General features: G+C 39.7%; 21 protein-coding genes. 15 read left to right on the top strand and 6 right to left on the bottom strand.

Going from position 1 to position 22,515, the window contains the following annotated elements:
* Nucleotides 1–274 precede the first annotated feature (274 nt).
* The 3 genes from fadI to H5186_RS13480 all read left to right on the top strand — a co-directional run bounded on the left by fadI (nt 275) and on the right by H5186_RS13480 (nt 4,543).
* On the top strand, nt 275–1,585 hold the full coding sequence (gene fadI / locus H5186_RS13490; protein ID WP_145240359.1) for an acetyl-CoA C-acyltransferase FadI: 1,311 nt from the start codon (nt 275–277) through the stop codon (nt 1,583–1,585).
* A complete protein-coding gene (fadJ, locus tag H5186_RS13485; protein ID WP_182740095.1) occupies nt 1,585–3,879 on the top strand; it encodes a fatty acid oxidation complex subunit alpha FadJ in 2,295 nt (764 codons plus the stop codon). The genes fadI and fadJ overlap by 1 nt, the downstream gene beginning before the upstream one ends.
* Nucleotides 3,880–4,024: 145 nt before the next feature.
* Nucleotides 4,025–4,543 (top strand): GNAT family N-acetyltransferase, encoded by a 519-nt coding sequence (locus H5186_RS13480; RefSeq protein ID WP_182740096.1) that lies wholly within the window; start codon nt 4,025–4,027, stop codon nt 4,541–4,543.
* Between the two features lie 53 nt (nt 4,544–4,596).
* On the opposite strand, the gene H5186_RS13475 is transcribed toward H5186_RS13480, so the two are convergent.
* Complete coding sequence (locus tag H5186_RS13475) at nt 4,597–4,983, bottom strand: MmcQ/YjbR family DNA-binding protein (protein ID WP_145240364.1); 387 nt, start codon at nt 4,981–4,983, stop codon at nt 4,597–4,599.
* Between the two features lie 202 nt (nt 4,984–5,185).
* On the opposite strand from H5186_RS13475, the gene yeiP reads away from it, so the two are divergent.
* From yeiP to H5186_RS13440, 7 genes are all read left to right on the top strand, one after another.
* Nucleotides 5,186–5,758 (top strand): elongation factor P-like protein YeiP, encoded by a 573-nt coding sequence (gene yeiP / locus H5186_RS13470; RefSeq protein WP_145240366.1) that lies wholly within the window; start codon nt 5,186–5,188, stop codon nt 5,756–5,758.
* Nucleotides 5,759–6,169: 411 nt separating this feature from the next.
* Nucleotides 6,170–6,898, top strand: a complete 729-nt coding sequence (locus H5186_RS13465; RefSeq protein ID WP_149983038.1) for an RDD family protein — start codon at nt 6,170–6,172, stop codon at nt 6,896–6,898.
* A gap of 302 nt (nt 6,899–7,200) precedes the next feature.
* Nucleotides 7,201–7,839: a stage II sporulation protein M gene (locus H5186_RS13460; protein ID WP_182761608.1), complete on the top strand. Its 639-nt coding sequence runs from the start codon at nt 7,201–7,203 to the stop codon at nt 7,837–7,839.
* Nucleotides 7,829–9,295 carry a hypothetical protein gene (locus tag H5186_RS13455; RefSeq protein ID WP_182794573.1) on the top strand — a complete coding sequence of 489 codons (1,467 nt, stop codon included), beginning with the start codon at nt 7,829–7,831 and terminating at the stop codon, nt 9,293–9,295. The genes H5186_RS13460 and H5186_RS13455 overlap by 11 nt, the downstream gene beginning before the upstream one ends.
* Nucleotides 9,285–10,430, top strand: a complete 1,146-nt coding sequence (locus H5186_RS13450) for a hypothetical protein (RefSeq protein ID WP_182794572.1) — start codon at nt 9,285–9,287, stop codon at nt 10,428–10,430. Before H5186_RS13455 ends, H5186_RS13450 begins: the two co-directional genes overlap by 11 nt.
* Nucleotides 10,427–11,410: a MoxR family ATPase gene (locus H5186_RS13445; RefSeq protein WP_182761606.1), complete on the top strand. Its 984-nt coding sequence runs from the start codon at nt 10,427–10,429 to the stop codon at nt 11,408–11,410. The genes H5186_RS13450 and H5186_RS13445 overlap by 4 nt, the downstream gene beginning before the upstream one ends.
* Nucleotides 11,407–12,726: a DUF58 domain-containing protein gene (locus H5186_RS13440; RefSeq protein WP_182784336.1), complete on the top strand. Its 1,320-nt coding sequence runs from the start codon at nt 11,407–11,409 to the stop codon at nt 12,724–12,726. Before H5186_RS13445 ends, H5186_RS13440 begins: the two co-directional genes overlap by 4 nt.
* A gap of 47 nt (nt 12,727–12,773) precedes the next feature.
* Here H5186_RS13440 and H5186_RS13435 read toward each other — a convergent pair whose 3' ends face one another.
* Complete coding sequence (locus H5186_RS13435) at nt 12,774–13,250, bottom strand: DUF4234 domain-containing protein (RefSeq protein ID WP_182740100.1); 477 nt, start codon at nt 13,248–13,250, stop codon at nt 12,774–12,776.
* Nucleotides 13,251–13,336: 86 nt separating this feature from the next.
* On the opposite strand from H5186_RS13435, the gene H5186_RS23385 reads away from it, so the two are divergent.
* Nucleotides 13,337–13,645, top strand: coding sequence for a hypothetical protein (locus H5186_RS23385; RefSeq protein ID WP_149983031.1), 309 nt, complete (start codon nt 13,337–13,339; stop codon nt 13,643–13,645).
* Nucleotides 13,646–13,653: 8 nt separating this feature from the next.
* On the opposite strand, the gene H5186_RS13425 is transcribed toward H5186_RS23385, so the two are convergent.
* Both H5186_RS13425 and H5186_RS13420 read right to left on the bottom strand, forming a co-directional pair.
* A complete protein-coding gene (locus tag H5186_RS13425; protein WP_182740118.1) occupies nt 13,654–15,786 on the bottom strand; it encodes a bifunctional diguanylate cyclase/phosphodiesterase in 2,133 nt (710 codons plus the stop codon).
* A 157-nt stretch (nt 15,787–15,943) separates the two neighbouring features.
* On the bottom strand, nt 15,944–18,664 hold the full coding sequence (locus H5186_RS13420) for an insulinase family protein (RefSeq protein WP_182794570.1): 2,721 nt from the start codon (nt 18,662–18,664) through the stop codon (nt 15,944–15,946).
* A 180-nt stretch (nt 18,665–18,844) separates the two neighbouring features.
* Between H5186_RS13420 and sixA the strand changes: the two genes are divergently transcribed.
* The 4 genes from sixA to H5186_RS13400 all read left to right on the top strand — a co-directional run bounded on the left by sixA (nt 18,845) and on the right by H5186_RS13400 (nt 20,966).
* The gene (gene sixA, locus H5186_RS13415; protein ID WP_179959228.1) at nt 18,845–19,321 is read left to right on the top strand and encodes a phosphohistidine phosphatase SixA; all 477 of its coding nucleotides are present in this window, start codon (nt 18,845–18,847) and stop codon (nt 19,319–19,321) included.
* A gap of 74 nt (nt 19,322–19,395) precedes the next feature.
* A complete protein-coding gene (locus H5186_RS13410) occupies nt 19,396–19,746 on the top strand; it encodes a RidA family protein (protein ID WP_149983028.1) in 351 nt (116 codons plus the stop codon).
* Nucleotides 19,727–20,200, top strand: a complete 474-nt coding sequence (locus H5186_RS13405; protein WP_182794569.1) for an ASCH domain-containing protein — start codon at nt 19,727–19,729, stop codon at nt 20,198–20,200. The genes H5186_RS13410 and H5186_RS13405 overlap by 20 nt, the downstream gene beginning before the upstream one ends.
* A 28-nt stretch (nt 20,201–20,228) precedes the next feature.
* A complete protein-coding gene (locus H5186_RS13400; RefSeq protein WP_149983026.1) occupies nt 20,229–20,966 on the top strand; it encodes an SDR family oxidoreductase in 738 nt (245 codons plus the stop codon).
* 3 nt (nt 20,967–20,969) lie between these two features.
* On the opposite strand, the gene H5186_RS13395 is transcribed toward H5186_RS13400, so the two are convergent.
* Both H5186_RS13395 and smrB read right to left on the bottom strand, forming a co-directional pair.
* A complete protein-coding gene (locus tag H5186_RS13395; protein WP_145240379.1) occupies nt 20,970–21,893 on the bottom strand; it encodes an AEC family transporter in 924 nt (307 codons plus the stop codon).
* A 36-nt stretch (nt 21,894–21,929) separates the two neighbouring features.
* Nucleotides 21,930–22,487: an endonuclease SmrB gene (gene smrB / locus H5186_RS13390; protein ID WP_145240381.1), complete on the bottom strand. Its 558-nt coding sequence runs from the start codon at nt 22,485–22,487 to the stop codon at nt 21,930–21,932.
* Nucleotides 22,488–22,515: the final 28 nt, after the last annotated feature.

Raw genomic sequence — 22,515 nt, 5'->3', positions numbered from 1 at the left:
TGTCCTGATTTGCAAGGTTTATAAAAGCTTAACTAGTAATATGGGTAAATAGTTTATAACACAAGTGTTAGACTCAAGTTTTCAAAATAGTTCGTTATTTTTTAACGATTTTTACCCTAGCATAGAAAGCGCAGTATTTTTTGTAAATATGCTAAAAAAAGCCTATGGTTGGTAACTAATTATACTATTTTCAATTTCGCTATTGGCTTTAGCACACGGGTTGTTTAGAATCGAGGAAAACAAACAGGTCAGACCTGTCAGCGGGAGAGCATTAATGTCTGAGCAAAATATACTAAAAACAGCAAAGGGCGATCGTATTGCCATCGTCAGTGGTTTACGTACGCCATTTGCTAAACAAGCAACTGCATTTCATCATGTACCAGCCCTTGATATGGGGAAGTTAGTCGTTAACGAAATGCTTGAACGTCTTAACTTTGATAAATCTGAAATTGATCAATTAGTGTTTGGTCAAGTAGTACAAATGCCAGAAGCGCCAAACATTGCCCGCGAAATTGTATTGGGTACTGGCATGCCAGTATCTGTTGATGCGTACTCCGTATCACGCGCTTGTGCCACTAGTTTTCAGGCGATTGCTAATGTGGCTGAATCAATCATGGCAGGTTCGGTGCAAGTGGGTATTGCTGGTGGTGCAGACTCGTCATCGGTATTGCCAATCGGCGTAAGTAAAAAATTAGCAGGTAGCCTTGTTGATCTTAATAAAGCACGTACCTTAGGGCAACGCTTAAAAATATTCTCTAAGCTGCGTTTAAAAGATTTATTACCAGTACCGCCTGCGGTTGCAGAATATTCAACTGGTTTATCTATGGGCCAAACTGCCGAGCAGATGGCAAAAACTCACAGTATTAGCCGTGAAGATCAAGATGCCTTAGCTCATCGTTCACATACTCTTGCTAGCCAAGCATGGGCAGATGGTAAACTTGCTGATGAAGTGATGACTGCACATTTACCGCCGTATAAAAGTTTTATCGAACAAGATAATAATATTCGCCATAATTCAACGGTTGAAGGGTACGCTAAATTAAAACCAGCGTTTGACCGTCAGCATGGCTCAGTCACTGCGGCAAACTCAACACCGCTAACTGATGGTGCAGCAGCGGTATTAATGATGAGCGAAAGTAAAGCCAAAGCATTAGGCTATAACATTTTAGGTTATGTACGTAGCTTTGCATTCTCTGCCATTGGTGTGAATGAAGACATGCTAATGGGGCCGGCTCATTCAACGCCTGTTGCCTTAGCGAGAGCTGGCATAACGCTTGCCGATCTTGATTTAATTGAAATGCACGAAGCCTTTGCAGCACAAACGTTAGCGAACATGAAAATGTTTGCCTCAGATAAGTTTGCGCAAGAAAAACTCGGTCGCAGCAAAGCGATTGGTGAAATTAACATGGATAAGTTTAACGTTTTAGGCGGTTCGCTTGCATATGGTCATCCATTTGCAGCCACCGGCGCACGACTTATCACCCAAAGTTTACATGAACTCAACCGCCGTGGCGGTGGCTTAGCACTAACAACTGCGTGTGCCGCAGGTGGCTTAGGTGCAGCCTTTGTATTGGAGAGTGCGTAATGACACAGTCAGTATTTAATTTAGACGTTGATGATAGCGGTATTGCCGTTGTCACCATTGATGTGCCGGGCGAAAAAATGAATACCCTGCGCGACACTTTTGCAGATGATTTAACAGCCTTGCTTGATGACGCAAAACAGCAGTCAGTGAAGGGCATGGTATTCATTAGTGGTAAAAGCGATAACTTTATTGCTGGTGCTGATGTAAAAATGCTTGATAACGTGCAAAGCCGTGATGATGCACTGGCGATCAGCGAATTATGCCACCGTGCATTTTTTGATATGAAAAAACTGCCATTTCCAACTGTTAGTGCCATTCATGGTGCGGCATTGGGTGGTGGTTTAGAATTTGCCTTGGCGTGCGATTATCGCGTATGTACAGACAGTGATATCACTAAACTAGGCTTACCTGAAGTACAACTTGGTTTATTACCCGGTGGTGGTGGAACGCAACGCTTGCCTAAACTGGTTGGTTTGCAAAAAGCCCTTGAGTGGACGTTAACAGGTAAACAAATTCGCGCTAAACAAGCTAAAAAATCGGGTTTGGTAGATGATTGTGTACCACAGACCGTATTGCTAAAAGTAGCAAAAGAATTTGCTTCAAAAGGTAAAGCGAAAGCGGCCAAGCCTAAGCTTGATCGTATTAGCCAATTATTAGAATCGAATCCGTTTGGCCGAAACTTCATCTTTAAAAAAGCACAAGAAAATGTACTGAAAAAAACCGGTGGTCATTATCCTGCGCCGTTGGCTATTATCAAAGCAATACGCGCAAGTGTTGAGCTGGATGAACTAAAAGCTTATAAAACAGAAGCGGAAGGTTTTGCTACTTTAGTAATGAGTAGCGAATCAAAGTCATTACGTGGGATATTTTTTGCCACCACTGAAATGAAAAAAGAGTGGCGCAACGACGACGCTCCAGCAATCACTAAAACAGCCGTACTAGGCGGTGGTTTAATGGGCGCAGGTATTGCCCATGTTAGTGCTGTAAAAGCCGGTGTACCAGTTCGTATCAAAGATGTTGCAGAGCAGGGCATAAGTAATGCCATGAATTACAGCTATAAAATTTTAGATAAAAAGCAAAAGCGCCGTATTTTATCTAAGGCTGAACTGCAACAAACTATGAACCGAATTACTGGTACAACTAACTACAGTGGTTTTAAACACATTGATTTAGTGATTGAAGCGGTATTTGAAGACCTAAGCCTTAAGCAAGGTATGGTGGCAGATGTAGAACGTGAATGCCAAGCAAACACAATTTTTGCTAGTAACACGTCATCATTGCCTATCTCACAAATTGCGGCAGAAGCTGCCCGTCCAGAGAATGTAATTGGCTTACATTATTTCTCACCAGTTGAGAAAATGCCATTGGTTGAAATCATTCCACACGAAGGCACCTCAGAAGAGACTATCGCCCGGATTGTAAATTTTGCCCGTAAGCAAGGTAAAACACCAATCGTTGTTAAAGATAGCGCAGGCTTTTACGTTAACCGTATTTTAGCGCCTTATGTGAATGAAGCGGCTAACTTATTACTGGCAGGTGAGCCAATTGAAAAGATTGATGCGGCACTCGTTGAGTTTGGTTTCCCTGTTGGACCATTAGCACTATTAGACGAAGTCGGTATTGATATCGGCTCTAAGATTGCGCCAATTCTTGAAAAAGAACTCGGTGATCGTTTTAAAGCACCCGATGCGTTTTCACGTTTAATTGATGCCAAACGCTTAGGCCGGAAGACTGGCCGTGGTTTTTATCTTTACGATAAGAAAGCTAAAAAAGTAGACGAATCAGTTTACGAATTACTCGGCGTGAGCCCATCACCACGTTTAAATAAAAGCGAAATTGCTAAACGTTGTGTGGCACAAATGCTTAACGAAGCTGCCCGCTGTTTAGACGAAGGCATTATTGCCAGTCCTCGTGATGGTGATATTGGCGCAATCTTTGGTATTGGCTTCCCGCCATTTTTAGGTGGTCCATTTAGCTATATGGATAAACTTGGCGCAAACAAAGTAAGCTCAGAAATGGCTACTTTTGCTAACTTTAACCCGGTATTTGCGCCGTGTGCAGCTTTAGTTTCGATGGCTGATGCTGGTGCAAGCTTTTATCAGCCTGAGTCTGCACAGCCAAGTAAAGCAGTTGTGGTAGAACAAACCGTGGCGGCTACGCAAGACGTTACCGATGTAGAACCTGTCGAAGCTGTTGAGGCTCAAGAAGTTATTGTTCCGCCAGCGCCAGCTACTGAAGCTGAATCGGTAACCGACACGCCCCCAGCCGATGCAAGCGATGATAAAGTGAAATAGTATTTAATTGCTAGTTATAAAAACGCACGGATAGTTTGAAGTGCGTTTTTTTATGCCTAGAATTTAAAAAATTTAGTTGCTGAAATCATTTTGCTTTGTTGTTATAACAGGGGCATCCCTAACTGATACCGCGTAAAGACGAATAATGAACATCAGCACTGCAAGATTACAATTGAGACTCCTTGAACAAGACGATTGGTCGTTTTTTCTAGCTTTGCATGATGAGCCATGCGTTATTGAAAAATGTTTTGACAGGCCTTCTGATACGCAAATACGTAGTAAGTTTATGCAGCGGTTGGCGCCGGGGCACCCTACAGCCAATAAGTCTTTGTGTTTGATGATCATTGAAATAAAAACAGGCAAAAAAGTGGGCGTTACAGGGCTTACAACATCCTCATCAAACACTCCCGAAGTTGGTTATCTGTTAATGCCTGAGTTTTATGGTCAAGGTTATGCAACTGAAGCACTACAAGCATTTTTAACATGGGCGACGACAGCGTTTAACATTCAACAATTTACTGCTGTGGTTACAAAAGGGAATGTAGGCTCAGAAAAAGTGTTGGCTAAATGTGGCTTTAAGTTAGTTAGCGTTGAACCGTCAGCTTACGAAATTGGTGGGGTATTATTTGATGATCATCATTTTTTACTAACGTGTACGGAGTAAGGCTAAGTTGTACTGAACAAGTAGCTTGCGCAGTACAACATTAAAATTGTGACTTACATATGAATTTCAATCGCTTTGCGATCTTTTTCCGGCATATTGGCAACCACTAAGTTAAATGAATTATCAATCATACGTTCAATTTCACCTTGCGGGATTGAGCCATCTAAAATAACAGTATTCCATAACCGTTTATTCATATGATAGCCCGGGATCACTGAAGGAAAAATATCACGAAGTGATTGCGCTTCATCCGGGTCGCATTTTAAATTCATCCACCAAATAGGGTTGCCGTCTTCGTCAGTTTCCCCTTCGTTGCCAACCGATAAAGTGGCAAACATTTTATGGTTTACTTTATATACATCAACTTCTTGGCCGAAAGGTTGGGTAACCATAACCAGAGGTTTTTTTGCTAAATACTCATGTGCAGTGTGCTGATCCATGATCCAGTCCTTGAAGTCATTTTTGGTAGTTTAACCATAGCAGCTTTTTCGTAGTTTAGTCATGAAAAATCGATTAATAGGTAAAATTTATGAGTAAATACAGGCCCTACGAGAAAAATAGCGGTATGTGATATTTTCTTATTGAAGAAAATCCAGTTCGTGGTATGTTTCTGGGGATTTATAAATTATAGGAAATACACTGATGCCAAAGGCAAGTGAAGTTAAAAAAGGTACTGCGATTGAGTTTAATGGCCGCGTTTTAGTGGTTAAAGATATTGTTCGTTCTGTACCACAAGGCCGTGCTGGTGGAAGTTTGTACCGTATGCGCTTGTACGATGTAGTAACTGGTAGCAAAGTAGATGAAACATTCAAAGATAGCGACATGTTAAAACTAGCTGATTTAACTCGTCGTGAAGCAATGTTCTCGTATTTAGATGGCGAAGAATACGTATTTATGGATAACGAAGATTACACGCCATATAATCTTAATAAAGAAGCGATCAGCGAAGAAATTTTATTCGTCAACGAAGAAACCCAAGGCGTGCATGTCATTGTAATTGATGGCGCACCAGTGGGATTAGATTTACCATCAAGTGTTGAACTTGTGGTTGAAGAAACAGACCCTTCAATTAAAGGTGCTTCAGCGAGCGCTCGCTCTAAACCTGCACGATTATCAACTGGTTTGATCATTCAAGTGCCGGAGCATATTTCTACAGGTGACCGCATCCGTATTAATACCGCAGAGCATAAATTTATGGGCCGTGCTGAAAAATAATAATCTTTACGTCTTTTGCAGTATTAATCCATAAAACCCCCAAGCTATTTGATTAATTTAAGTAGCTTGGGTGTTTTATGGACTTCGTAGGTATATTCTTTATTTAAAGCAGGGTGAGAAAAAACTCTTGAACTAAATTGAATAATCAATCCCCTCCACACTTAAATCCCCTCTATGTTTTGTTATTTTTACCGAGTTTATAAATACCTCAAAAGTAAACTAGAAATGTGTGAAACGGCTGAAGCGGTTAAGTCCAGCTACTTAATGTTTTTCATGATTAAACATTTTATACTAAAGGAATATTGAAAAATAACACAAAAACGCGCATTATAACGCGTCATTTCCTTGGTTGAATGTTACTTCTTTCGATACGTTCAACTTTATGTAATCATCAAATTTGTAGTAAATGTAATGCTAAACCATGGATTGGAAAATAGGGCGTTTGTTAAATTACCTGAAGGTGTGGATATAGCTATCACATCCGCTGGATTGGTTTCGCGTAGTTACGCCTACATCATCGATTTTATTCTTCGCACAATTTTGATAGCCATTATCGCTACTGTGCTTATGTTATTCGGCGATTTTGGGGAAGGTATTTTACTTGTCATGTATTTTTTAATTTCATGGGGGTATAACATCTTTTATGAAGTTAAAAATGGCCAGACCCCAGGTAAAAAACGTCTAAAAATTCGTGTTGTTCAAGATAATGGCTTACCTCCAACCTTTTCACAAATTGTTGTAAGAAACTTAATTCGCCCCGCAGATATGCTGCCTGTTGGTTATTTTCTTGGTTTAATTGTTATGTGTTTTAATCCCCGTTTCAAACGCATCGGTGATTGGGCTGCAGGAACTATCGTAGTTTACGAAGAAGACGCTATGAGTCGGGAGTTATTACCAGACGGGCCAGCTGAAGTACCTAGCATTGCGTTTAGTACCGAAGAGCAATTAGCTGTTTTAGACTTTACTGAGCGTGCCCATGAACTTTCTCCTGCAAGACGTCAAGAAATAGCAAATATTTTATCCAAGCCATTAAATATCGAAGAAAATGATAGTGTTGAAACATTATTTAATTACGCAAGGCATTTTGCTGGGCAGAATAATATCAACAGTGGTCGCTCCAATAGTGAGAGTAAGCAATGAAGCAAACTCAATTTGTAAATTTAAACAGCCAAATATGGCAACAATTTCAAGCATATTGCGAACTAAATAGTACTTTTCCTGAAGACTTTCCTAAATTATATCGAAAAATTTGCAACGATTTAGCCATCGCAAGAAGTAGGCAGTACAGTCCTTTACTAATTCAGCAGCTAAATCAGCTGGTACAACAGGGTCAAAAAACACTGTATTTATCCCGCAAAAACCAATTTTCAGAAATTTGGCAAATAGCCCGCACTGCTTTTCCTCGTGCTTTGTACGAAAACCGTTTCATGTTAGGCGCTAATTTGTTGGCATTTTGGGGGTTGGCGGTTATTGCTTTTATTTGGGTCACCCTTTATCCAGATGCCGTTTATACTTTTTTAGGTCAAAGTACGGTGCTTGAAATTGAAAAAATGTATAACCCAACTGGAGCTGTTCAAACGGAGACTCGTGCTCCTGACAAAGATATATTAATGTTTGGTGTCTATATATATAACAACATTGGTATTGCCTTTCAAATGTTTGCAGGGGGAGTTTTACTTTGTTTCGGTGCTGTATTCTTTTTGCTATTTAATAGTTTTTATTTCGGCGCCATTGGTGCGCATATTGTCAATGTTGGTTTTGAAAAAACATTTTTCTCGTTTGTTATTACTCACGGTTCGTTTGAATTAACAGCGATTATTATTGCCTCTGCCGCGGGATGTCAGATTGGCTACGCGTTATTAAACCCAAGCCAATTTACACGCAGTTATGCTATGAAAAAAGCGGCTCAAACAGCACTACCATTAATTGTTGGTGCTTTTGTTATGTTAGTTTTAGCTGCCTTTATTGAAGCATTTTGGTCGCCCCGTGCCATTGCTCATGAAATTAAATTCGTCGTAGGTACTGTTTGTTGGACATATGTAATTTATCGATTGTATAGAGGTATGCGCTATGGAACTTAATCGTCTTAGCTTTAATCCTCGAAAACGCGGCGCCTATGAAACGTTTGATTTGACGGTATTACTTACTAAACAACATTTTTTACCGTTATTTAGTTTGTATATTTGTTTAGCTGTGCCAGTGTTCATCCTTGCCGGTGTATTGTTTGGTTGGTCATGGAGCGCCTTTATTGTATGGTTTTTAAAACCGTTATTTGAACGGCCAATTTTAGACTACATGTCAAAAGTAGTGTTTAATCAACAGGCAACCATTTCGAGTAGTTTAAAATCAATCCTGAAGCTGCAAGCGGGTGACATATTCATCAATATGACGCTTTATCGACTGAGCCCTAACAGAGCTTTTTTAGCACCTGTAACACAGTTAGAAAGGCTAGATGGCCGTCGTAAAGAAATGCGAAAACAGGTGCTGTTTGCAACATCAAAGCCCAAACAAACGCTTTGGATGATGTTTTGCGTACATTTTGAGTTTATCTTAATGATCGGTATTTCTGCGATTATTTTTACCCTTATTCCAACGTCGTTGTCACTTGAAGAGCCATTGTATCAAATATTAGAAAGCCCTTTGTGGATGGAAATTGCATTTAATAGTGTGTATGTGATCAGTGTCGCTTTAGTCGCACCATTATTTGTCACCGGAGGTTTTATGGCCTACTTGCACCGCCGTATAGATTTAGAAGGCTGGGACATTGAGCTAACCTTTAAAAATATGCGGGCCAGATTAAATACTTTATTATCAAGTGCTTGCTTGTTTTTTGCTTGCTGTTTGTTTGCTGTGCCGAGTAAGTCAATGGCAGAGCCAATAGATAAGTTAATTATAAAAGAGCAAGTTTCTACACTTTATGCGCAGGATGATGTTATCGAAAAGAAAACCACTTGGGTACCAAATTTTGATTTAGAAAAGGACTCTTCAGCGGATGGTGATTATCGTTGGCTTGCTAATTTTTTCAAGAGCTTAGGCAATTTTCTTAGTTATTTTATTTGGTTGCTAATTGTTTTATTTGTGTTGTGGTTGGTGTATTTATTAGTTAAAAAGCGTGGCTTCTTCTTAGCACTAGAATTACCGAAAAGACAAAAAAATCAGCATCGAGAACATATAATCCCAACCATGTTTGCTGATATTAAACCGCAAGACTTACCTGAGGATTTAATTGCAGCAGCAAGGTCAGCATATCATGAGAATAATCAGCGTCTAGCGCTTGCTTATTTACTGCATTTTTCGCTTCGCTGGGCGCAGAGCACTCATCAAGTAAAATTACACCGTTCGATGACTGAAACAGAGTGTAAATCAGCAATTGATGCAAAAGTCACTGAGCAAAGCAAAGATGTTTTTACTCAACTTTTTTCTGCTTGGGTAAAAGTGGCTTGGGGCCATCAATCACTTAATTTTGATTTTAACGTATTAATAGCACAAATAGAGGCTATGGCATCAGCAAACAAGGAGCAAATAAATGAAGCTTAAGTTTGTGGTGGTTTTTTTGTGCTGTGTGTTAGTTTTTTTTATTGGCTCAGCGTTGTTGTCAGCTGACTGGCAAAAAGAAGAGATTGAAATAGGTTTTCACTCCGAAGTTAGCAAAGATAATTTCACAATGGCGCAGAGATTATTAGCTGAACATGGGGTGCTATGGAAAAAAGAAAAGCAATTAGATAACAATAATCAACAACCACTTATTATTGATCACCGCAGTATGTTAATTGTCGATGAAGCGGCGCTTAGTAATTCGCACACACTTGATCAGCAATTGTCCCAATGGGTGAGTGAAGGTGGGCGTCTTGTTTATATATTAAATAAGCAAAGGGATGAACTTGGTTTAGACAATACTTTTACCTTTCAAGATCTTGGGATTAGTGTAAACACGAGTGAAGGGATTTTTGAAAATCATTTTGTGATGGTAAAAGAGGGGCAGAAAAATAGCGTGTTAACGCTCAATGAAAATACCCAACTGGATTTAGAATTGAGTCAGGCATTTGAAATTGAAAACTGCCCAGGTATAGCCACCAAAAATAGTGATGATCAAGTTATCATGTGTGATTTTAAATTTGGTGATGGCCGTATTATTGTGATGCCGTCTCTAGCTCCCTTTACAAACTATCAGTTGCGCCATTTAGATCATGGCAGTTTACTGGTTTGGTTGAGTCAGGGGGTTGATGTAATAACTTATGTTCCTTATTTAAGTTACCCTAATTGGTTTGCTAAGTTATGGCAATGGAGCTGGCAGTGGGTGATCTGTGTGATGCTATTGATGTTATTATTTATTTGGCATATTAGTAGTCGTATTGGTCGCGCTTATGCGCCTGATTTAATTTTAACCGTAGGCTTTAAACACCACATTCGAGCGATTGTTAATTTTTATATAAAGCACGGTTTTGAGCAACGCTTGTTTACTGCATTAAAAAAAGATTTTAACGCCAAAGTAGAAACTAGGATCCCTCACTTCAAATCACTAACCGAAGTTCGCCAAGCAGAGATAATCGCCAACTTAGTGCATTTTGATAAGCAACAGGTAGCTGAGCTTCTAAGTGTTGAATTGCCAGAATCTCAGCAACAACGAACAGAGTATATCAAACTATTTAAACAATTAAGGAATGCCCTATGAGCACCGAATTTGCAACAGGACAAATAAGCTTAACGGATGCGGCGCAAGCAGTTAAGCAAGTTAAGGATAATATCTCCCGTGTGTTAGTTGGACAAGATGCCATTATTGAAGATGTGTTAACTGTGTTATTTGCAGGAGGTCATGTATTACTTGAGGGAGTACCGGGCCTTGGCAAAACTTTACTTGTAAGAGCATTAGCGAAAAGCTTAAGTGTGTCGTTTTCACGAGTGCAATTTACACCCGATTTAATGCCATCTGATGTTGTAGGACACAGTATGTATGATATGAAGTCTGGCGATTTCAATATAAAAAAAGGCCCAGCATTTACCAATATTTTGCTTGCTGATGAAATCAACCGAGCACCTGCTAAAACTCAGTCAGCTTTATTGGAAGTAATGCAAGAACAACAAATTACCATTGATGGCGAAACCTTATCTATTGGCTCACCGTTTATGGTACTTGCAACGCAAAATCCGCTTGATCAAGAGGGGACTTATCCATTACCTGAAGCTGAGTTAGACCGTTTTATGATGAAAATTGAATTGGGTTTTCCATCATTAGAGGCCGAGGTTGAATTATTAAAGCTCAACACCAAAGTTGTTTCGAATGAGTCAGAAGTTAGCCAATTGCCGGCAGTATTAAGCGTCAGTAATATTGCTCAGATTAAGCAATTATGTGCTGACATTTTAGTAGATGAAAAGATTTATAATTATGCGGTGGAGTTAGTTCGTAGTTCGCGAACATGGCAAGGAGTATTACATGGTGCAGGACTACGAGCATCAATCAACATTATTAAAGCAGCAAAAGTAATGGCATTGATGAATGGCCGAGATTTTGTTACCCCTGATGACGTTAAGCTAGTGGTACCTAATATTTTACGCCACCGCTTGATACTTTCAGCCGATCTAGAGTTAGAAGGGGTGTCTTTTAATGAAGTGATTTCAGCAATACTAGCCAGTGTTGAAGCGCCTAGATCATGATCCGCACTAAGTTACGACCAGCAAAGCGTTTGTTGCAGCTGGTTTGCGCATTAGTTTTGCTGTTACCCATATTAATCTTTACTGAGACAGCGAGTTTATTAACTACAGTACTCATTGCTGGACTGCTTGTACTAGCGTTATTAGATTATTTGCCTACTCGCTTCAAACATAAATTAAGTATTGAGGTAAACACCAATCAAAACATGTCATTGGGACGTTGGCAACCAGTTAAACTAAGTATTAAAAATACCTCAGAGCAATTATTAATTACTGATATAAGTTTGCACCTAAGCAATGCGATTGAGCTATCTGAATTATATACCAGCGTAACTCTGGCAGAAAATGAGCAAGCCCGTTTACAATGGAGTATGTGCGCACATCAACGCGGAGATGCGCAATTGGCTGCCGTTGAGCTTAGAATTAGTTCACGGTTAAAGCTGTGGCAGGCAAATTGGATAATACCTCAAGATTTAGCGTTAAAAGTTTACCCAGATTTTAGTCGAGTAGCTCAAAATCAAGCGCTTAATGGGGTGACAAACACACCAATAAGTGGTTTAAAACTGACAAAAAAACGAGGTGATGGTATTGAATTCCATCAACTTAGGGAATACCGACAAGGTGACAGTATTAAACAGATAGACTGGCAGGCTACAAGTAAACGTCGCAAACTAATTTCTAAAGAGTACCAAGAAGAACAAAATCAGCATGTTGTTGTAATGCTTGATGCATCGAAGAAGATGAATATAGATACCATATCGGGTACTCACTTTGATCACGCATTAAATGCTTTGCTCTTACTTGCTCATACAGTACTCAAACAAGGGGATTGGTTTAGCATGCAAAGTTTTAATCATGATATTCGCTGGTTACCTAATGTTAAAGGTGCACAGAATGTATCGCGTGTGATGAATCATTTTTATGATCTGTACCCTGACCAAAGTATCAGCGATTACCTTGTTGCAGCTAATCAATTAATCGCAAAAAGAAGTAAGCGTTCTTTAGTATTACTTGTTACGACATTTGATGATCAAAGCTTAGATGAGGTGCTTCCAGCTATAAAGTTATTGCAAAAGCATCACCTTGTTGCAGTTATTAACCTCTCTAATCATGCATTGACAGAAGTACTTGCAGAGCCAATAGAGAATTATGATGAAGCTATGACCTATTGTGCTGCATTAGATTTATTAAATACGCATAAAGCTAATATGGCAAGGCTTAAAAAAGAAGGCGTTATCGCAATTGATACACAACCACAAAAGTTACTTCCTAATGTGCTAAATACATATTTGAATGTAAAGCACTCAGGAGTGCTTTAGAAACAGGTTGAGATGAAAAAGGCATTAAAATAATGCCTTTTTACTTTTTATTTCTGTTGATCAATTGCTTCGTTAATTTTGTATTGGAAGTAAATTATATTAAAGAAGAAGGTTAAAACGCCATTGAGCTTAACGGGTTCACTACTACCTTTATTGATTAGTTCTGAAATAGAAGAACGTAACGAAAAAATAAAGATTAATCCGACCACGATAGAAGCTAGCGAAATAATAATTGACAACACTGGTAGTACTTCGGTTATAGAGAGAATTAAATTCGCAACGTATAAAGCTAAATAACCATATATCAATCCTTGGCTAATTTGTTTAGTTGCTAATGCATTGGCTTTATTGGTTCTGCTTATTAGCCAATATACACCATAAATTCCAAAAGTAATGACGGCTAAAAAGAACACTCCCCAAGCCGAAAAACGATCAAAATTTAAAACAGGTTTATCTCCGCTTTCATTATTTTTGGTTAGGTTTGCTGCTGGTGCTTCGTATACATTTGAAGTATTTTCTGACATGATATCTCCTAGAAATATTTAATTATCCTTTAAATGTGTATTGCACACGCAAATACACGGGTAGATAATAGCAACAGTAATAGTTTTTGTATATCATTCTTGTTACTGAAAGAATTAAATATTCTGATTTTATTAGTGAAAATAAAGAACTAATTATTGTACATTGCAGGTTAATTTTAAGCGGTATGGGTGTGGTGAATTTGCAATATTTATTGATCAGTGTTGTATCTATTGTCGTTATGTATGCACAGGCAATTAAAAAAGGTATGCCAGTTAAACGCTGGTTGCTGCTAGCAGGGTTGTTAGGCCCCGTTGCATGGTGCTTGTTTAACTTACATTATCGTCGTGCACTAGTGCGCTGCGTGGGTATACAAGCGTGCACATGGCGACCATAGGCTGTCATTTATGCCTGTTGTACTAAACTAAGTGCCGCTTGGTTTTGTTGTTTCTTCAAAAATTCTGTAAATTCAGCTCGCGATAAAGGTTTTGAATAGTAGTAGCCTTGCATCGTTTCGCAATTAAGCTCTTTTAAGATTGCAATTTGCTCTGCTTGCTCAACCCCTTCAGCCACCACATGTAAGTCTAAGTTATGTGCAATAGTAACTATTGAGTCAACCATATTACGGCCTCGCTCTGTTTGCATATCATCAATAAACGCTTTATCAACTTTTAGGGTATTAAGTGGAAACTGCTTTAAATATGCAAGTGATGAGTAGCCAGTGCCAAAGTCATCCATGGCTAAATGAATACCGCGGGCACTGAGGGATCGCATAATGGCAATCGCATCTTGCGGGTCGTCCATTACCGTGCCTTCGGTAATTTCAAGCTCTAAAAAGTACGATGGTAAGGCGTGATTTTGTAAAATCACATCAATACGAGTAGTTAGATCCGGTAGGCTAAATTGTTTAGCAGACAAGTTTACCGCAACTCGGCCATTAAATAAGCCAGCATCCAGCCAGGCTTTAACATCACGGCATGCTTTATGAAGTACCACTTCACCAATTTCGATGATTTGCCCGGTTTCTTCTGCGATGGGAATGAACACGCCAGGACTAATAATGCCTTTTTTCGGAGTAATAAAACGCACCAAGGCTTCCATTCCAGTGAATTTACCGGTGCGGATATTCATTTTTGGTTGGTAGTAAACTTCAAAATGATCTTCTTTTAAACCAAATCGCATTAAGTTTTCAATTTGCAGGCGTTTTACTGCTTGGCGGTTCATGGTGTCGTTAAAGAATAAGTAGCTATTACCTTTCTTTTTCGCATGGTACATCGCAGTATCGGCATTTTTAAGCAGTAGTTCTGGGGTATTGCCATCTTCTGGGAATAACACAATGCCGACACTTGAAGTGATCACTAATTCGTGACCTGCCATTTTAAATGGCGTGGCAATGGCGGCTAAAAACTGTTTTGCCATTCTGGTAATGGTATGAATATCGTTAGTGCCAGACATAACTAAGGCAAATTCATCGCCACCTAAGCGGTAAAACACATCTTTTTCACGGGTGAGTTTACTCAACCGCATTGCTAGTTTTGCCAGTAAACTGTCGCCTAGTTGATGCCCTAATGAGTCATTAATTTTTTTAAAGTTATCTAAATCAAATACTAGTAATGCATGGTGGCTGTCTTGTTTTGCCAGCTTTTTAAGATCGGTAAAAAATAGATTTCGGTTAGGTAAGCCAGTTGTACGATCGCGATTTGATAAGTTATGTAGTTGTGATTCGGCTTTTTTACGCTCGGTTAAATCTGAATATACAATGACATAGTTACAAATTTGATTATGTTCATTCTTAATTTCATCGATTGAGATTTCAATCGGTAGTAGTTTTCGCTCACTGTTGCGCAGTTTAACTTCTTGTTGCCAATGGTCGGTAAGACGAACAGTATTTTTAATATCATCAATATAACTTTGCTCGTAACCTGGTAAGGTAAATGGCTTGTTTAAATAGTTATCTCGGTTCCCACCAAACTGCGATAAAAAGCTGGGATTAAGATCAACCAGGTTAAAGTTTTTATCGTAAATGGCTAATGCATCAGTGAGTGATTCAACACATTTAGCGAATAAGTTAAGGCGTGCCTCGGTTGATTTTAATTGCGTGATATCGCGTACCGTGCCAGTCATTCTTAGCGGGTTTAAATTGGTGTCTTTTTCAATGATTTTGCCTCTGTCGAGTACCCAATGCCAGCGATCAAAGCTATCTTTAATGCGATAGCTGGCTTCAAAGAAAGCGGTTTGCTCCGCAAAGTGTTGCTTTAACAGTAATTCAACTTGCGCTATATCATTAGGGTGAATAAGGGCTTTATTAGGTGGAACATCAATGATGGTATTTCTATCCATCATGTATTTATCGTTAATGCGCAGTACTTCACCAGTTTTGATATTCCAATCCCAAAGTGTGTCACCACTGCCTTCAACCGTGCTTTTTAAACGCCGTTCAGAAATACATAATTGGCGTCGTGAGCGGCGTAATTTGTAGATTGTGAATAATAAGTAAGGCAGCACTAACGTAACAAATGCACTCGGTAAATAAAGCATTAAAGTTTGCTGATCGACTAATTGCTCGCTATAGCCCAATGGGCTAAAGCAGAGTAATAATGAGGCGAATATGAATGTGTTGAATATTATTTTTATTATTATCATAGGGCACTTCTGTATTTTGCACTTGATAATCTAATTGAAGCACGGTGTTGTGTCAAAGAGAATGAGAAGAAATCAGCTTTTTTGTCGTTTTGTTTATTTTAGGTACGCTTAGTAGCTCATATCTTGGTCTATGTTCTGCAAATGTCTCGCGAATATAAGTAACTATCTGTGCAAGACTAAGGTTTTCCAATGCTTCTAACAATTTTTGTTGCATATGAAAGTGATGATCTTGATTACCAATGGCAAGCCACAAGCGTTGTGAACGCAGCCGGAGGTTTTTATCTTTTTCGGCGATGTGGGTGGTTAAGCCATGTTTTTGTTGCTGCCATTGCTCTTCATTTAATTGCTCTAATGAAGCAAGGAATTGCTCAAGAAACGCATTATGACGCTCAAAAATCGCGGTTGCACTGTAGTTAGGTGACTGCACGTAGAAGGCGATGCCCGCACGAGTATTAAAGGGCGCATAACCTGCGCCCACTAGGTAGCCTAACTGTTGTTTGGTACGAAGTTCATTAAAGTAATCTTGATTAATAAGATGGTTTAGCGCCATCATTTTTACTTTTTCAACAACGTCATCGGTTTGTGCTTGGTAATAAATAACCATCGCATGATCGCTACAATTTAGGGTCAGTTGCGAGCGGGTTATTTTGTCTATTTCAAATAACGGACGGGTTAGATCTTCAATCGTTGCTGATTTAGCTAAGTGGTGAGCAATCTTTTTTTGAAACTCAATTGCATCACTTTCTCGCCAATTACCGTGCAAAAATGACTCTACATGCAAGGCATTAAAAAACTCGCGGCGAAAACAATTAAACTGATGAAAGCTGGTATCTTTAAGTGCCACAGCAAGCTGCTCTGGTTCTGGATTCCACGGCATTATTTTTGCACCCAGCACGCTAAATAATTCACCAACGGGTTTATTTTGATTGCTGTTACGCCAATGACGGACTAACTGTTTTTTATACTCGGCAAAACGTTTAGCGCAAATATCGACATTGAATAAAGCTTCAAGTAATTCATCAACTAATTCTAATTGGCTCGATGAGAGTCCCGCAGTGTGCAGGGTTAAACCACCTTGATGTGAGGTTAAGTGATAACTTAAACCAGCTAACTCTGCCGGGTAAAATTGTTCTGCAACACTATCCATAAATAAGTCTGCAAATAGACGAGTAAGTGCCATGTGTTTGATATCTTTAACAGCAAAGTCAGAATCCATCGCCAAATAAAAGTGCCCCTTGGCAACTCGAAAAGTGTTGTCTTGTTTAAACCAAAAATCAAAGCCAGGTTCTTTTACTAATAGTTGTGGGTGATTTTGTGGCTGCTCAACGTCATACAATGACACTTCTTTGGTTAAATAAGGGTTTGCTGTAGGTAATAGCATTTCTGGTAGTGGAGTATTAATTTCGCACAGCGCTTCCAGCCAACAGCTAGAAATACTTTCGATCCGATAGGGCGTGTGATACCACTGAGTGGTATGCTCAGGTTCAACATCAGGATGGATCAACACCAAGCGCATATTATGCGGCGTTAACCATTGCATTGCAGTTTCATGAGCCGTTTGATTAAAACCATCCATGAGATAGTCACCTTGCACATAATTGGCTTCATCGTAGTGTTGCATGTTGATGCTTAAATTACTGACCCAATCGATTAAGCGGGCTTTTTCTTGGTTATCAAAGGCGATTTGCAATAGATTTTTTTTATCTTGATATAAGCGCGGTAATTTATCGATGTTTTGATTAATTAAACAAATATATTCAAACACCATTTCAACGATGTCTTCATAGTATTCAATTCCTTCATCGGTCAGTGCCATGCTGATATTAAAATCTTTAAAGTTGCTACCGTTAATGCCACCTCCAGCAGAGAGGGCATTGATCCAACCTTGCGCTTTTAAAATAGAGTAAAGCGACCCTTGCCCTTCATACCCTAATAAATGCGCAATAAAACTAACGGTTTTATGGCGATAAAAATCATCAATATTAGGCATCGCAAAACTTACTATGAGTTTTTGCATATGCTTATGCGGTTCTATATGCAGTACTTTGCAAAGATCTTGCGCGCGATAAAGTGATGCCTCAATGACTGGTTTTGGTTGCTGCTGACCTTTAATATCATTAAATAATGTAGTTACCCATTGCACCATAGTGTCAATTTCTGCATCAGCGCAGACCACTAAGCTCATCCACTGGGCTTGATAATGGGTGTTAAAAAAATCTCGCAATTCTTTGCTTACACAGCCATTACGATCCGCTAGGGTTTGCTGATTACCCACTGAAAATTTAGCAAATGGATGAGCAGGATTAACGGTTTCTTTGTGTGCTTGATAGATGCGTCGGCCATCGTCTTTTATTTTTAATTTAAACTCTGCATCAATGGCATTACGTTCTTTTTCAGTTTCGCCAGGGTTGAGAGAAGGTGCAATAAAAAACCGGCTAAATTGGCTCAGTGCTTGTGCAAACTCTTGATTGTTAATATCGAAGAAATAACACGTGTGCTCGGTGCCGGTCCATGCGTTGGTGTTGCCACCGGATTGGGAAACAAAATTACCAAACCCGCCGGATTCCGGAAATTGGTCTGTGCCTAAAAAAAGCATATGCTCTAAAAAGTGCGCGAGCCCTTGTCTATCAACAGGATCGTCAAAGTGACCAGCATTCACGGCCATCGATGCAGCGGCTTTAGTTGAATCTTTATCTTGCACTAACAGGACTTTTAGACCATTGTCCAGTGTGAGGGCACGGTATGTTCTGTTATCATTGCGGCTGATATTCAAATGATGCTCCTGAAACGTTAAGTTTACTCGTTAACAACAATGATAACTTCAGGGCTGCGATTAAATTGCTTGGCGATTTTTACCTGAATATCATAAGCGAAATGTGTGACGTTGTTTTAATATAGCGGACAAACAGGCAAACTGGCTACTGTTTTATATTCTTTAATCGGTTGATTTTTTATGAAAACAATCTTAATAATGCGCCACGGCGAAGCAACACCGATGCAAGCTGACGATGCAAGTAGAAATTTGACCTCGGTTGGCCAACAACAGGCCGAAAAAATGGGTTTATGGTTGCAAGCAACACATACCCCAACGGCATTGTTAGTAAGCCCTTACATTCGTGCTCAGCAAACAGCTGAAGGAGTAAAAAAGCATAACGCTTTTTTATTCGAAGAAACTTGCAGCGATATAATCCCTGAAGGCAATCCACAAATTGCCGCCGATTATCTAGAAACTCTCATCGCGATGCATCCACAATGCGATACCTGGTTGGTCGTAGCTCACATGCCAATAGTTAGTTATTTAGTTGACCAATTGAGTGCTGGGAATATGCCGATATTTAACACTGGAGCGGTTGCCGTATTGAGTTACGATGAAAGTCGCCATAAAAGCCAATACCTCAGTATTCATGCACCTAATAACGTAGCAGTTTAGCCTCATACCCAAACCTTGCGTTCCTTTTTAAATTTGCTAAATTAGCGACACACTAATTTAGCAAAGACAATTTTATGACAATTGAACGTATTCAAACCGCAACTCGCATGAGTCGTATCGTTAAGCACAATGGTACGGTGTACTTATGTGGCCAAGTATGTGCTGACGCAGAGCAGGGCATCACCGAACAAACGCAAACTATGCTTGATAAAGTTGAGTTACTTTTAAATGAGGCGGGAAGTTCAAAAGAGCATATGCTCAGCGCCACTATTTATGTAAAAAGCATGGATTACTTTGCCGATATGAATGCGGTTTGGGATGCGTGGGTACCAGCAGGTCATGCGCCCGCACGTGCCTGCGTGGAAGCTAAAATGGCCCGCGATGCTTTGTTAGTTGAGATTTCAGTTGTTGCTGCAATCAAGTAACCCCCAAGCAATTGAACGACTTATAAATGAATTTAATTACGCCTACAGTCGTTCAATCACAAAGCTCCCGGTTTGGCACTTTTGTGATAATCAAATTGATGCCGATGAATGTGCAGCACTGGTTTTAAAGGGCATAAAGCAAGCAACTACAACATCACTTTATTGGTTTGAGCATAGTAAAGAAGCGCTTCCCAAAGTAGGTGATTTAGCCATTTTCACTAACTGGCATGGTGAGCCTTTAGGGATTATTGAAACAACGAATGTCGCAATCGTGCCTTACAACGAAATAACCGCTGAATATGCGGCGTTAGAAGGTGAAGGAGATAAAAGTCTTCACTATTGGCGAAAAGTGCACTGGACGTATTATCAGCGGGAACTTGCCGAAACTAAATTTGAACGTAGTAATATGATGCCCTTAGTTTGTGAACAATTTAAATTGGTTTATGTGGCGTAATATTATTTTGTATAGATAAGGACAGACAATGAAATCTAACCCAGTAGTACTTATAACCGGAGCAAGCCGAGGAATTGGTGCTGCAACCGCAATTTATTTTGCTAGTCACGGTTATGATGTTTGTATTAATTATAAAACGGATCAACACAGCGCAGAAAAAATAGCAGAGCAAGCACGCGGCTTTGCTGTAAAAGCCGAAATAGTGCAAGCCGATGTGTCTGATGAAACGCAAGTGCTGACCCTGTTTACAAAAGTAGATGAGTTATTTGGCAAATTAGATGTGCTTATAAATAATGCGGGTATTTTAAAACCGCAAATGCCATTACTTGAGATGGGAGCCTCGCGTATAAATGAAGTGCTAACCACCAATGTAACAAGCGCTTTTTTATGTGCCCGAGAAGCGATTAAGCGAATGCCCAGTGGCGGCAGTATCGTTAATGTATCATCGGCAGCGGCTAAAACCGGTTCACCAAATGAATATATTGATTATGCCGCATCTAAAGGAGCAATGGACACGTTAACCATTGGTTTAGCCAAAGAAGTAGCCAAGTTAGGTATTCGTGTTAACTCAGTGCGCCCAGGGTTAATCTACACCGATATGCACCGCGACGGTGGTGAAGTAAATCGGGTGGAGCGTCTTAAAGACAAGCTGCCATTGGGTCGAGGTGGACAACCTGAGGAAGTTGCCGCTGCAATTTACTTTTTAGCCTCTGAGCAGGCATCGTTTACCACAGGTAGCTTTGTTGATGTAGCTGGCGGTTTGTAAAGGTTAAAGCAATACCGATAACCAAAAACTAAAGCTAATCACACTTAAAACCGTTGACAGTACAACTGCACCGGCTAATGTCACCTGATGTTGACCTATTTGACTGGCAATAAGGTAAGCATTTACACCAACAGGAGAAGCGCTTAATAGCACTAACACGTTCAAAATCTCTCTATCTAATTCAAATGCGTATGCACCGATTAAAAATACCCCAGCAGGAAGTAAAAAAATCTTCATTAACGAGGCGATTAATGCGGGTTGCCAGTTAGCTGCAATTTTGTAAAACGCTAAGTTGGCGCCTAATACAAATAACGCGCAGGCAATGGCGGGGGTCGCTAAAAGCTCTAAACTCTTTGCTAGATTATCAAACAAAACAATGCCGCTGACATTTAATATTAGCCCGCAGCCGATGCTCAATACAATCGGATTCAGTACCATGCTCTTAGCAAAACTTGACCATGAAAATGCGTGTTCGCTGCCCTTTGCGCCGATTAAATAGGTAAGTGCAAACAGCAATGTGCTATGAAAGGTAATGATCATAAAAGCGATGGCGATCATTTCTTTGCCAAGGGATGCGATGATGATAGGAATGCCCACCAACACCATGTTTGAGTAACTCGACGCTAAGCCAAATACACTGTGTTGTTGATAATTTTTTTGCTTAGCTAAATAAAAGCGGTCAACCAAAATACCTAAGGCAAATACGCTCAGTACAGGAATATAAAAACTCAGAAAGGCCGATAAACTAATACTTTGCTGTAAATCGATTTGCGACATATTTAAAAATAAAAATGCCGGCAGGCTAATGTAAAAAGTAAACTTACTTAGCCCTGCAATGTGTTGCTGTTCAAAAAACTTTAATTTACAACAACTAAAACCAAGCGCAACAATGAAAATCAGCGGAAAGATGATAGAGAAAATATGCACTGCACTGTTGCCTTGAAATAGGGATAACGTTAACGCTTAGCGTCTAAATTCATCACTTTGTGGTAAGTTTATTAAAATAAGTACCGCACCTTTACCACCGTATTCAAGTGGCGCTTGGTGTATTGCTATGACATCTGGATGCTGTACTAAATATTGCGGCACTTTGTGTCTGAGTATATGTCCACCAATACCATGTACTACACACGCACAGTAGTAATGCTTCTTTTTGCACTCATGGATCAGTCCTGCGAGTTCATCTTTTGCCAACTCCTTATTTAAACCATGTAAATCAAGGGTTAAATCAGGTACAAAGTCACCTCGGCGTAACTGCTTTGCTAAAAAACGATCTTGACCGTCTTGCACATAATTAACCGTTCCGTTGGTATCAATATCTGGCACATATTCATCAGAAAAGAAAAATTCTGCCTGATGTTGCTTTTTTTGCTGGGCAAACAGCTTAGCTTGTGAGATTTTAGGTTTGTTAGCAAAGCGATGCGTGTCTTGTTTAAATACACGGGCACCATTAATACTTTGACGAAACATATCGATGTCGTCAGGGCTAATATCTGCGTTTGAGAGAGGATCTTTTTTCATAGCGGCAGTCTAAACAAAAAAACGCTAG

The organism is Pseudoalteromonas sp. SG41-2 (assembly GCF_014164535.1).
Taxonomy (GTDB): domain Bacteria; phylum Pseudomonadota; class Gammaproteobacteria; order Enterobacterales; family Alteromonadaceae; genus Pseudoalteromonas; species Pseudoalteromonas rhizosphaerae.
Note: the sequence above shows the minus strand (reverse complement) of the source record. Positions and strands in the feature narration are given on the sequence as shown.